This window comes from Actinomadura hibisca NBRC 15177, from assembly GCF_001552635.1.
GTDB classification, from domain to species: domain Bacteria; phylum Actinomycetota; class Actinomycetes; order Streptosporangiales; family Streptosporangiaceae; genus Spirillospora; species Spirillospora hibisca.
Genome location: NZ_BCRO01000058.1, coordinates 50,973 through 62,654, shown reverse-complemented (window position 1 = coordinate 62,654; position 11,682 = coordinate 50,973). Strand labels below are relative to the sequence as shown.

11 protein-coding genes and 1 riboswitch are annotated in these 11,682 nt (G+C 73.3%); of the genes, 5 read left to right on the top strand and 6 right to left on the bottom strand.

The genetic code is table 11. The annotated features are described in order from the left end of the window. Positions 1–11: 11 nt before the first annotated feature. The 3 genes from AH6_RS26475 to AH6_RS26465 all read right to left on the bottom strand — a co-directional run bounded on the left by AH6_RS26475 (position 12) and on the right by AH6_RS26465 (position 4,458). A complete protein-coding gene (locus AH6_RS26475) occupies positions 12–959 on the bottom strand; it encodes a coiled-coil domain-containing protein (RefSeq protein ID WP_067485010.1) in 948 nt (315 codons plus the stop codon). Between the two features lie 3 nt (positions 960–962). After that, a riboswitch (cyclic di-AMP (ydaO/yuaA leader) is annotated at positions 963–1,156 on the bottom strand. Positions 1,157–1,317: 161 nt separating this feature from the next. Beyond that, entirely contained in the window at positions 1,318–2,493 is a 1,176-nt protein-coding gene (locus AH6_RS26470; protein WP_067484999.1) for a S8 family peptidase, read from the bottom strand. Positions 2,494–2,703: 210 nt separating this feature from the next. Then, positions 2,704–4,458, bottom strand: coding sequence for a serine/threonine-protein kinase (locus tag AH6_RS26465; protein WP_067484997.1), 1,755 nt, complete (start codon positions 4,456–4,458; stop codon positions 2,704–2,706). Positions 4,459–4,643: 185 nt separating this feature from the next. On the opposite strand from AH6_RS26465, the gene AH6_RS26460 reads away from it, so the two are divergent. Beyond that, complete coding sequence (locus AH6_RS26460; RefSeq protein WP_067484994.1) at positions 4,644–5,123, top strand: sterol carrier family protein; 480 nt, start codon at positions 4,644–4,646, stop codon at positions 5,121–5,123. A gap of 105 nt (positions 5,124–5,228) precedes the next feature. Beyond that, positions 5,229–5,861 carry a LamG domain-containing protein gene (locus AH6_RS26455; RefSeq protein WP_067484991.1) on the top strand — a complete coding sequence of 211 codons (633 nt, stop codon included), beginning with the start codon at positions 5,229–5,231 and terminating at the stop codon, positions 5,859–5,861. 22 nt (positions 5,862–5,883) lie between these two features. Here AH6_RS26455 and AH6_RS26450 read toward each other — a convergent pair whose 3' ends face one another. Beyond that, positions 5,884–6,255: a DUF4190 domain-containing protein gene (locus AH6_RS26450; RefSeq protein WP_067484989.1), complete on the bottom strand. Its 372-nt coding sequence runs from the start codon at positions 6,253–6,255 to the stop codon at positions 5,884–5,886. A gap of 128 nt (positions 6,256–6,383) precedes the next feature. Here AH6_RS26450 and purF point away from each other — a divergent pair, with 128 nt between their 5' ends. From purF to AH6_RS26435, 3 genes are all read left to right on the top strand, one after another. After that, complete coding sequence (purF, locus tag AH6_RS26445) at positions 6,384–7,919, top strand: amidophosphoribosyltransferase (RefSeq protein ID WP_067484986.1); 1,536 nt, start codon at positions 6,384–6,386, stop codon at positions 7,917–7,919. Positions 7,920–7,947: 28 nt separating this feature from the next. Next, positions 7,948–8,976, top strand: coding sequence for a phosphoribosylformylglycinamidine cyclo-ligase (gene purM / locus AH6_RS26440; protein ID WP_067484983.1), 1,029 nt, complete (start codon positions 7,948–7,950; stop codon positions 8,974–8,976). Between the two features lie 151 nt (positions 8,977–9,127). Next, on the top strand, positions 9,128–9,805 hold the full coding sequence (locus tag AH6_RS26435; RefSeq protein WP_067484980.1) for a SanA/YdcF family protein: 678 nt from the start codon (positions 9,128–9,130) through the stop codon (positions 9,803–9,805). A gap of 118 nt (positions 9,806–9,923) precedes the next feature. Here the strand turns inward: AH6_RS26435 and AH6_RS26430 are convergent, their stop codons facing one another. Then, positions 9,924–10,130, bottom strand: a complete 207-nt coding sequence (locus tag AH6_RS26430; protein WP_067484977.1) for a DUF3073 domain-containing protein — start codon at positions 10,128–10,130, stop codon at positions 9,924–9,926. Positions 10,131–10,433: 303 nt separating this feature from the next. Then, the gene (locus AH6_RS26425; RefSeq protein ID WP_067484974.1) at positions 10,434–11,516 is read right to left on the bottom strand and encodes a Glu/Leu/Phe/Val family dehydrogenase; all 1,083 of its coding nucleotides are present in this window, start codon (positions 11,514–11,516) and stop codon (positions 10,434–10,436) included. Positions 11,517–11,682 lie beyond the last annotated feature (166 nt).

Here is an 11,682-nt window from a genome sequence, read left to right as displayed (position 1 = left end):
TGGGCCGGGGCTCAAAAAACACTGATGTGGACGTGGTCGTAGTGGTTGGCGGTGACGCCGCCCCGGTCGGACATCGAGTCCCAGCCGGGCGAGCGCATGTCGTAGATGCGCTGCCGCCAGATCACGTACTTCACGCCGAGCTTGCTGGCGTTGGCGATGGCGTAGGCGGCGGTGCGGTCGCCCAGCGCCTGGGCCGAGCCGCCGGCCATGCGGCCGCCGGTCGTCACCATGAAGTCGCACGCCTTGCCGACGCCGTGGTCCTGCGGGTCGCCGGTGGTGCGCACGCAGCCGATCATCGGGAACGGTCCGAACTCGACGTCCAGGACGTCGTGCACCTTCTTCATGCGCGGGGTCACCCCGCCCATGCCGGCGCTCGGCGACTCCGGCTTGTACTTCTTGACCAGCTCGCGGATCTGCTTCTTCTTGCTCAGCAGGTCGGCGATCTGCTTCTCCAGGCCCTCGACCTTCCTCTTGGCCTCCTGCTGGGCCTTCTCCTGCTCGGCGACCAGCTTCTGCACCATCTGCACCTTGGCGGCCTGGTTCTGCCCCAGGTGCGTGGTCAGGCTGCTGGTGGCCAGCAGCCCGGCCGGGTCGTCGGCGGTGATGACCTGGAGGGTGGGGTCGGTGCCGCCGGTCATGTACTGGGTCGCGGCGAGCGTGGCGACCGAGCGGCGGGTCACCTCCAGGTCGGCGCGCAGGACGCGGGCCTTGTCCAGGGCGCGCTTCATGTCGAACTGGGCGTCCTTGAGCCGCGCCAGGTCGCCGCCGTAGGCCTTGTCGAGCCGCTCGATCTGGTCGTTCAGCTTGCTGATCCGGCCGCTGTCGCCCGGGTCGGCCAGCGCCCCGGGCGCGGTGACCGTGGTGCCCGCCAGCAGCGGCACGGCCCCGGCCAGGGCCGCGAGGGCCAAGGCGGCGCGCCGGCGACGGCGTCGCCGGCCGGTGGAGGTGGGGGTCTCCACGTCGTCTCCTCTCCTCGGTCGCCTACCGGGTTAGCTGACGGGTTCGGGCGCGGAGTCCGCCCTATCACGGCCGACGGGCGCGGCGCGTGAACTCACCCCGGCCGGAGCGCGGCCGGGAAGCCACCGCTCCCCGGCCGTCCGGCAGATGGGTCCCCGGCTCCCGCGCTGGACACCGCGGGACTCGGCCGATCCGGTCAGCTTGCCTCGGCGGGCGAGGCCGGTCACTGACCGAATGCCAACGAACTGTAAGGAACCATCCAGTACCTCGCCAAGGTTAACCCCTGCGGCGTATGAGGTGGTCCCTGGCCCGGCAGCCCGGCTCCCGCGCGGGGAGCCGGGCCATCCTACGTGACGGGCCTCACAGATTCGCCTTGTAGAGCATCTTGTTGGCGGTGCCGCGCGGGAGTTTGCCGATGCGGTTCTTGGTGGAGTAGTCGCTCAGCCACTTCTGCACCTGCGGGAAGGTGGAGTTCGGCCACTTCGACAGGATCAGCGCCGCCACGCCCGCCACGTGCGGGGAGGCCATCGAGGTGCCGCTGAGCGAGCGCTGCCCGCCGCCCGGCCAGGTGGAGGTGATGCCGTAGCCGGGCGCGAAGATGTCCACGCACTTGCCGTGGTTGGAGAACCCGGCGCGGTTGTCGTAGACGGTGGTCGCGCCGACCGCCTCCACCCAGCCCGCGCTGGCGGGCGAGGTGTTGCAGGCGTTCTGGTTCTCGTTGCCGGCCGAGACCGACACGAACACCCGGGACTTGGACAGGTTGGTCAGCGCGGTGTTGAGCGCGTTGGACTTGCCGCCGCCGAGCGACAGGTTCGCGACCGCGGGCCGCTGGGCGTGCGTGCGCAGCCAGTTGATCGCGCCGAGCACGTCCGACAACGAGCCGTTGCCCTCGCAGTCCAGCACCCGCAACGAGCGGATCCGCACGTTCTTGGCGACGCCGTGCAGCTTGGAGCCGATGGTCCCGGCCACGTGCGTGCCGTGCCCGGCGCAGTCGCCGCCGTTGCCGCCCAGGCTCGGGGCGACCCACACCGACGCGGCGCGGCCGCCGAACTGCGGGTGGTTCGCGGCGATGCCGCTGTCGATCACGTAGGCCGTGACGCCGGTGCCCTTCCAGCCGTAGGAGTAGGCCTTGTTGCGGCCGGTGCGCTGGTCGATGCGGTCCAGGCCCCACGGCAGCGGCGAGCGCTGCACGGTGTCGGCCTTGTAGATCTGGTCGGGCTCGATCGCGGCGACGCGCTGGTCGCGGCGCAGCCGGTCGAGCTGGCGGGCGTCGAGCTTGGCGGCGAAGGCGTTGACGGCGCCGGTGAAGTGCTTGGCGTTCGCGCTGACCTGGCGCGAGGCGTCGACCGGGGACGCGCCGCCCTTCATGGTGACGATGTACTGGCCGGGGATGGGCGTGCCGCCGCCGGTGACCGCGGCGACCTTGACCAGGTCGGGGCCGGTGTCGGCGGAGGCGAGGAACGGCAGGGTGGCGGCCGCGCCGAGGGACGCGGTGATCGCACCGGCCAGCAGGGCACGCCGGGGGGCAACGCGCAAGGGGACTCCTTCAGGGCGCGGCCGGGAACGCGGCACCGTGCCGCGGCGTCCGGCGCGCAGGGTCGGGGGAATCAGCCGTGAGCACCCTAATAGATCTATTGCGGATGTGAAGGTCAATTCGGACTCAATACCGTAAAAACGGGCCGGGCGGGCGGCGCGCTGCGCCGTTCGCCCGGCCCGTGATGCCGGAGTCGAAGGAAAAGACCGAGGTCAGCCGCGCTTCAGCACGGCCTCGTAGCGGCGGTTGTCGTTGCTCGGAGAGGTCCACACGTACTTCAGCGACCCGTCGGGCTGCCGGTCCACCTGCACGTTGCCGGGCGAGCAGGGCTTGGCGACCGCGACGGTCATCCGCAGGCTCTCCCCGGTGCCCCGCACGAAGGTCAGCGCGCCGGTGCAGCGCTCCTTCGGGTAGACGGCCCGCGCGTTCTTGCCGCCCGCCGTGAAGGTGACCTCCAGCGGGAACGACACGCCGTTGGTGGCGTTGACGGCGGTGCCCTTCCACGTGCCGCCGAACGAGCCGGGGATCGTGTCGACCGCCTGCCCGGCCGCCGGGCGGGCAGGGTCGGCGGAGCCTGCGGGCTCCTCCTTGAGCTGCGGCCACAACACCAGCGCGATGATCGCGACACCGACCAGCACGCCGATGGTCAGCGACAGCGCCACGCCCAGCACGTGGTTGTTGCGCCGCACGCGCGCCAGCAGCGGCGTGCGCCCGGCCGGCGGCACCGCGTCCAGCAGGGCGGTGCCGGTGCGGGCGTCGTCGCCGCCGTAGGGGCCCGCCATGCCGGGGACGATGTGCGGGGCGGTCGGGTCGGCCGGATCGACGGGGTCGGACGGCATGTCGAAGACCGCGGTGGCCTGGTTGCCGGGGAGCTGAATGCGGTCGTGGACCAGCACGGGGACGGCCTGCGTGGGCGCGGGCTCGGGCTCCGGCGCGACGTCGGGGCGCGGTGTGACCGAAGTCTCCGGCTGCGGACCGGTGTTCGGCCCGGAATCGTCCGGGGCGGGCAGGGCCAGGGGAGCCGGGGCGGGGCCCAGGGCGGGGGCCTGAGCCGGGGGCGAGCCCGCGGCCGGGGCCGGGCCGCCGGACAGGGCGCGGCCCTCGTCGACCATCGACGCGGGCAGCCGGGCGGCCAGCGGCCCGTCCTCGGCCAGCAGCCGTTCCAGCAGCCCCGCCGCGGTCGGCCGTTGCGCCGGGTCCTTGGCCAGCGCGTCGGCGACCACCTCGCGCAGCGACTCGGGCAGCGCCGACAGGTCGGGGTCGTCGTAGACGATGCGCTGCATGACCTCCGAGGGCGAGTCGTCGCCGAACGGCGGCGCGCCGGTCGCCGCGAACACCAGCGTCGCCGCCCAGGCGAACACGTCGGCCGCCGGGCCGATGCCCTGCCCGCTGAGCTGCTCGGGGGCCTGGTAGGCCGGGTCGGTCACCGTGCGCCCGGCGGGCACGGCGTTGACGGCCTCCAGCGCGCGGGCGACGCCGAAGTCGGCCACGCGCGGCCCGTCGCGGCCCAGCAGGACGTTGCCGGGCTTGACGTCCAGGTGCAGCGCCCCGGCCCGGTGCACCGCCGCCAGCGCGATCGCCGCGCCCACCGCGACCCGCTCGACGACGGCGGGCCCGCGCGGGCCCTCCTCGGCGACCAGCTGCTGGAGCGAGGGCCCGTCGACCAGCTCGGCGACGACGTAGGGGCGGTCGCCCTCGACGCCGGAGTCCAGCAGCCCGGCCGTGCAGAACCCGGCGACCTTGCGGGCGGGGGCGAGCGCCACGGCGAACCGCGAGCGCGCCACCGGCTCGCCGCTCAGCCGCACGTGCAGCAGCTTCACGGCGACCGGCCGCCCGGCGGCGGACCGCCCGGCGAACACCGCGCCCTGCTCGCCGACGCCGAGCCGCCCGGTGATCTCGTACCCGCCGAGCCGGCGCGGGTCCCCGGGCTGCAGCGGCAGCGCCCGGGACGTCAGCAACCCGGCCATCACGAACCTCCGTGTCCTCAGCCGGACCCGCGTCCCCACGCGGCTCCGGTCAGTTCCCCCCGAACACCTCAGACCCCGTTCAGCACCGGTCCCCTTTCTACCGGGTGCGGGCCCGTTCCGCCGGGATTGTGTCCGGACGGCGACCGAACGCGACCGGTTCCCGCCGACCGGGTACCGTCCTGTCGATGCCTCGATCACCGCTCACCCGCGACCTGCTGGACGGGCAGCGCGCCACCCTCGGCCTGCCGCCCGTCACCGGTCCCGGCGAGCCCGCCGATCTCCGCCGGGCCGCCTACCAGACGGTACTGGCCGCGCTGGACGCCGGCGCCGACCCCGCCCGCCCGGTGCTCACGGGGCCGGTGCTCAAGGGGGCGGTCCGGCACCTGCTGGACCGGCTCGCCGGGCTGGCCCCGGGACGCTCGGTGGAGGTCCGGGTGCCCCCGCACGCCGCCGTGCAGTGCGTCGACGGCCCGCACCATACCCGGGGAACCCCGCCGAATGTGGTGGAGATGGACGCCATGACCTGGATCGCCTTGGCCACTGGCCGGATGAGCTGGGGGGAAGCGGTGGAATCCGGGCGGGTACGGGCCAGCGGGGCGCGCGCCGACCTGTCGGCGTGGTTGCCGCTCCCGCCCGAAGCGCCGCCGGAGGACGCGGCGGGCTGACCGGGGCCGTTGACGCCCCGTCCAATTCGGGTCTTGTATCCCGGCCCGTCCGCTGCCAGCGTGGACGGTGGAGGGGGATCGGGGCCTGGCATGGAAGGTGGTGCCATGCTCGTCGGGCACTGGACGTTCGACATCGAGACCATCGACGGCCGCCGGGTGGCCGACGCCGAGGCCGGGCTGCCCGCCGTGCTGGACGCGGGCGTGGAGATCGTCCCGGGTGCGGACGGCCAGGCGCTCGCCTTCGACGGCCGGGGCCGGGTGGAGATCCCCGCCGCGCCGCAGCTCGTCCTCAGCCAGATCTTCGGGTTCACGCTGGCGTTCTGGGTGAAGGCGGCGGCCGGCCCGGTCGGGGAGTGGCGCAGCCTGCTCTACAAGCCGGTCGCCGAGCACGACGCGCGCGGCGTGGGCCTGTGGCTCTACCCGGACGCGATGCGGCTGCGGGTGCAGCTGTTCACCGTCAAGGGGCCCGAGTACGCCGACAGCCGCCGCACCGTGCCGCTGGGCGAGTGGGCCCACCTGGCGCTCGTCGTGGACACCGACGGCATGTTCCTCTACATCGACGGCAGGCTGGATTCGGCCGTGCCGCTGGAACATCCCGTGGTCACCCCGGGCGGGCCGTTCCATCTGGGCGGCGAGCCCGGCAGGCCGGGGCTGACCGGACTGCTGGAGGACTTCCGCGTCTACGCCTCGGCGCTGGACGAGCGGGACGTGCGGATCCTGGCGGCGTCCCCGCCGTGACCGGCCGTCCCGCCGCGACGGGTCAGGGCGCGGTGGTCTTGTCGGTGAAGGGGAACTCGCGCTCCACGCACCGCTGCCGCGCCGCGTCGTCGGGGTAGTGCGACCGGTCGCCGCACTCGGCGGCCTTGCTCAGCAGCCAGAAGATCGCGATCCCGCCGACCACCAGCGCCAGCGCCGAGCACACGACCCCGCCGACCGCCATGCCCCGCGCGCTGGTGCCGCGCGCCAGCGCCACCACCCCCAGCACCAGCCCGACCAGCGCCGGGATCATCCCGGCGAAGCACAACACCAGGCCCACCAGCCCGACGATCCCGAGCACCAGCGCGGCCCTGGCCAGCCCGGTCCGCTCGGGCGCGGACGGCGGCGCGTAGGTCTGGTATCCCGGCATCGTCATGCGCTCCTCCCCCTTGTCGACGACAAGACTCGCGCGCGCCGTGACATGCCCGGTGGCGTCCCGGGTAAAGGTCGGTCAATGAGATGGGCTGATCGGAGCAGGTGAAGGGGGCCTCTACACTGGCGAGCGTGCCTTCCGGTGACGGACGTCTGAGCCACGACATCGACCCCTCCGACCGCGCCCCGCAGGACGCCTGCGGGGTCTTCGGCGTGTGGGTCCCCCCGACGGAGACAGGCCGCGCGGAGGTGAGCAAGCTCGCCTACTACGGCCTCTACGCGTTGCAGCACCGCGGCCAGGAATCGGCCGGGATCGCGGTCAGCGACGGGTCGCGCATCGTCGTCTTCAAGGACATGGGCCTGGTGGCCCAGGTCTTCGACGAGTCGGTGCTGAACACCCTGCGCGGCCACATCGCGGTCGGCCACTGCCGCTACTCGACGACCGGGTCGCCGACCTGGGAGAACGCCCAGCCGACGTTCCGGTCCACCGGGCACGGCGGGCTGGCCCTCACCCACAACGGCAACCTGATCAACACGCCCGAGCTGGCCGCCCGGCTCGACTCGGCCGACCTGACCGCCACCACCGACACCGAGGTCCTGACCGCCCTTTTGGCCACCGCGGGCGGTGACCGCAGCGAAGCGAGGATCGCCGCCCGCGAGGGCGCGGGGGGTCCAGGGGGGTCGTCCCCCCTGAAGCGACTCGAGGGCGGCCCGATGGCGGCGGCGCGGGAGATCCTCCCGGCCACCCGGGGCGCCTACTCCCTGGTCTTCATGGACGAGGGCAAGCTCTACGCCGCCCGCGACCCCGAGGGCATCCGGCCCCTGGTGCTCGGCCAGTGGGAGGACTGCGGCTGGGTCGTCGCCTCCGAGACCGCCGCGCTGGACATCGTCGGCGCCCGCTTCGTCCGGGAGATCGAGCCCGGCGAGATGGTGGAGATCGACGGCGACGGCGTGCGCTCGGAGCGCTTCGCCGAGGCCAAGCCCAAGGGCTGCCTGTTCGAGTACGTCTACCTGGCCCGGCCCGACACCACGATCGCGGGCCGCAGCGTGCAGGCCACCCGCGTCGAGGTGGGCCGCCGCCTGGCGCTGGAGCACCCGGTCGAGGCCGACATGGTCATGCCGACCCCCGAGTCGGGCACCCCGGCCGCGATCGGCTACGCCGAGGCGTCCGGCATCCCCTACGGGCAGGGCCTGGTCAAGAACTCCTACGTCGGCCGCACGTTCATCCAGCCGTCCCAGACCATCCGCCAGATGGGCATCCGGCTCAAGCTGAACCCGCTGCGCGAGGCCATCGAGGGCAAGCGCCTGGTCGTGGTCGACGACTCCATCGTGCGCGGCAACACCCAGCGCCAGGTGGTGTCGCTGCTGCGCGACGCCGGGGCCGCCGAGGTGCACGTGCGGATCTCCAGCCCGCCGGTGGCCTGGCCGTGCTTCTACGGCATCGACTTCGCCACCCGCGCCGAGCTGATCGCCGGCAACCTCGACGTCGAGGGCATCCGCGACTCCATCGGCGCCGACTCGCTCGGCTTCATCTCGCTGGACGAGCTGATCGCCGCCTCCCAGATCCAGAAGGACCGGCTCTGCCGCGCCTGCTTCGACGGCGTCTACCCGATCCCGGTCGAGGAGAGCGCCCGCGGCAAGCACCTGCTGGAGCCGACCCGGTCCTAGGGCCGACAACTATCCCGGGGGACAGACCGTGAGCACCTCCTACGAGGCTGCCGGAGTGGACATCGCGGCGGGCGAGCGCGCCGTCGAGCTGATGAGGGCGCGCGTGGCGAAGTCGCGCCGCCCCGAGGTCGTGGACGACGCCAGCGGCTTCGCCGGGCTGTTCGACGCCTCGGCGTTCCTGCGCTACGAGCGGCCGCTGCTGGCGACCTCGACCGACGGCGTGGGCACCAAGGTCGACCTGGCGCGCCGCCTCGGCGTCTACGACACCGTCGGCCACGACCTGGTCGGCATGGTGCTGGACGACCTGGTGGTGTGCGGAGCCGAGCCGCTGTTCATGACCGACTACATCGCCTGCGGCAAGGTGGTCCCCGAGCGGATCGCCGACATCGTGGGCGGCATCGCCGAGGCGTGCGCCCTCGCCGGGGCCGCGCTGGTGGGCGGCGAGACGGCCGAGCACCCGGGCCTGCTGGGGCCCGACGAGTTCGACATCGCGGGCGCGGGCACCGGCGTCGTGGAGGCGGGCGCGCTGCTGGGCCCCGAGCGGGTCGAGTCGGGTGACGTGGTGCTGGCCATGGCGTCCTCGGGCATCCACTCCAACGGCTACTCGCTGGTGCGGCACATCCTGAAGAACAGCGACCTGGAGCTGGAGTCCACGCCCGCCGAGCTGGCGCGGACGCTGGGCGAGGAGCTGCTGACGCCGACGCGCATCTACGCCAAGGACTGCCTGGCGCTGATGGAGACCGGCGGCGTGCACGCGTTCGCGCACATCACCGGCGGCGGCCTGACGGCGAACCTGGCCCGCTCCCTGCCGGGCACGGTGGACGCGGTCCTGAACCGCTCCTCGTGGGAGGTCCCGCCGCTGTTCGAGATCCTGCGCGCCCACGGCGAGGTGCCGCAGGCGGAGATGGACAAGACGTTCAACCTGGGCGTCGGCATGGCGGCGATCGTCTCCGCCGAGACCGCCGACGCGGCGCTGCGCCTGCTGACGGGCCGGGGCGTCCCGGCCTGGGTGCTGGGCGAGATCGTCCCGGGCAAGGGCACCGCCGCCTACACCTGATCGACCGACGTGAAAGGCGGCCCGGCCCTCGGCCGGGCCGCCTTCGGCGTGTCAGGGGGCGGCCGGGGCCGCTCGGCGGAGCCGGTTGTTACCGGCGAACCTCGCATAATGTCCAAGCGTCCAACCAGGACACGACGATCGGGGGGCGGGAATGAAGGATGTGCCGCTCAGGCGCCTGCGCGCGGCGGCCCTGCCGCTGACGGTGCTCGGCGGGCTGGGGGTCTTCGCCGTCCTCGCGCCCACCGGGTGGGCCTACGCCGAGACGGCCCGCTACCGGCAGCCGGTGGAGCGGGTCCCGGCGACGCCCGTGGCGCTGGTGCTGGGGGCGGGGATCTGGCAGGAACAACCGTCGCTGCTGCTCGCCCGGCGGCTCGACCTGGCCGCCGAGCTGTACCGGACCGGCAAGGTCAAGGTGCTGCTGGTGTCAGGGGACAACCGGCGGCACGGCTACGACGAGCCCACCGTCATGCGGGACTACCTGGTCCGGCACGGGGTGCCGGAGGGAAGGGTCGTCCGCGACTTCGCGGGGCTCGACACCTGGGACTCGTGCGCGCGGGCCAAGCGGATCTTCAAGGTGGAGCGGGTCACGGTGGTCACGCAGCGCTTCCACCTGCCGCGGGCCGTCGCGCTGTGCCGGGCGGCCGGGATGGAGGCCTACGGCGTCGGCGACGACAGCATGGGCGGCAACCGCACCGAGGCCACCGTCGGCGGCTACCTGCGCGAGCCGCTGGCCATGCTCAAGGCCGTGCGCAGCCTGACCTTCCGGCCCGCCCCGGCGGTCGGCGGCCGGGACGAGCCCGGGGTGCGCGAGGCGCTGGCCGCGCAGTGAACGACGGGAGCCCCGGCCGCCCCTGAGGGGCGCCGGGGTCCGGCGACGAGGCCGGCGACCGCAAACAAACGCCACTGCCCGGCCTTGCGGTCACGGGCAGTGGCGGAATGCTTCTCGATCAGCGACCGGAGGTGCCGTCGCGGTCGTCCTTGCCGTAGTCGTCGGCATAGTCGGCGTACTTCTCGGCGAGTTCGTCGTAGTCCTCGCCGGGGGAGTCGTTGACTCCCAGCTCGCTCTTCAGGCGGTCGAGGTCGGTGCCGCCGCTGTTGTACTTGAGCTGGCGGGCAACCTTTACCTGCTTGGCCTTGGCTCGGCCGCGACCCATTGGCTCGACCCCCTCGATGGTCAGGGCTTTCGTGGGCCCATCAACGCGCGCGTGTACCACACGAACCGGTGCCTGATGAGCCATGCGTCAGTCACGGATACAACCGTACCCGTTTTGCGCCCGGCTCGGTACATCGTCGGTACGTGGCGGCACGCTCGTTGCGGAGAACCCCAGTGTATCGGGTCGTTGCGGGTTCACAGACTCGGGGCGACACGGGGCGGCACGGCCCGGCCCGCCTGCGCGCGGCGGGGGGCGGCGGCGGGCCGGAACGTGATGCGGATCACATGTCGATCACATGGGGGATCACAGCAGGATGCCGCGCAGCCTGCCCACCTCCGACATGCGGCGCTCGGCGAGGCGGTCGGCCGCCACCGCCGGCGGCACGCCCTCGTCGGCGGCCAGCGCGAAGATCCGCCGGGTGGTGTCGAAGATCTGGGTCGCGCGCGCCTTGGCCCGGTCGAAGTCGAAGCCCTCGATCTCGTCGGCGACCTGGATCACGCCGCCGGAGTTGACCACGTAGTCGGGGGCGTACAGCACGTTGCGGTCGGCCAGCACCTTCTCGATGCCCGGGTGGGCGAGCTGGTTGTTGGCCGCGCCGCAGACGATCGCGGCGGTGAGGACCCCGGCCGTCTCGTCGTTCAGCGAGCCGCCCAGCGCGCACGGCGCGTACACGTCCAGGTCGCTGTTGATCAGCTCGGCGCCGCCGGCGGCCACCTCGATCTCGGGGTGCCGGGTGCGCAGCCGCTCCACCGCCGCCGCGTTGACGTCGGTGACGACGATCTCGGCGCCCTCCTCCCGCAGGTGCTCCACCAGCCGGTGGCCGACCTTGCCGACGCCCTCGACGCCGACCCGCCGCCCGCGCAGCGACGGCCCGCCCCACACGGTCTCGGCCGCCGCCCGCATGCCCTGGTACACGCCGAACGCCGTCAGGATCGAGGAGTCGCCCGCGCCGCCGTGCGCGACGGTGCGCCCGGTCACGAAGCGCGACTCGCGGGCCACCAGGTCCATGTCCTCGCTGAAGGTGCCGACGTCGCAGGCGGTGTAGTAGCGGCCGTTCAGCGACTGGACGAAGCGGCCGTAGGCGCGCAGCAGCGCCTCGGACTTGTCGGTGGCGGGGTCGCCGATGATCACGGCCTTGCCGCCGCCGAGGTCCAGCCCGGCCATGGCGTTCTTGTAGGCCATCCCGCGCGACAGGTTCAGCACGTCGGCGAGCGCCTCCTCCTCCGACCCGTAGGGGTAGAAGCGGGTGCCGCCCAGCGCGGGGCCGAGCGCGGTGGAGTAGATGGCGATGATGGCGCGCAGGCCGCTGGCCTCGTCCTGGCAGAAGACGACCTGCTCGTGTCGGGGTTCCGAGCCCTTGTGGGGCGACCCGAAGACGTTAGGCACGGTAGTGCCCTCCTCTCAGTCTGAGATCAGCCTAAAGGTGGTGGAAGTCACCTCGGGGACCCCGGGGCCCTTCTCCGGGGTGACGATCGTCGATCTTGGCGGGACGGGGGCGCGGCGGGCGCGGAGACCGGCGACCGGGCCGCGTTCCGTCCGGGCCCGTGCCACG

Bases quoted from the DNA above. Each gene is read 5' to 3' on its own strand.
- AH6_RS26465 (WP_067484997.1), bottom strand. From the start codon at position 4,458: ATGGCCGGGTTGCTGACGTCCCGGGCGCTGCCGCTGCAGCCCGGGGAC.
- AH6_RS26460 (WP_067484994.1), top strand. From the start codon at position 4,644: ATGCCTCGATCACCGCTCACCCGCGACCTGCTGGACGGGCAGCGCGCC.
- AH6_RS26455 (WP_067484991.1), top strand. From the start codon at position 5,229: ATGCTCGTCGGGCACTGGACGTTCGACATCGAGACCATCGACGGCCGC.
- AH6_RS26450 (WP_067484989.1), bottom strand. From the start codon at position 6,255: ATGACGATGCCGGGATACCAGACCTACGCGCCGCCGTCCGCGCCCGAG.
- AH6_RS26435 (WP_067484980.1), top strand. From the start codon at position 9,128: ATGAAGGATGTGCCGCTCAGGCGCCTGCGCGCGGCGGCCCTGCCGCTG.
- AH6_RS26430 (WP_067484977.1), bottom strand. From the start codon at position 10,130: ATGGGTCGCGGCCGAGCCAAGGCCAAGCAGGTAAAGGTTGCCCGCCAG.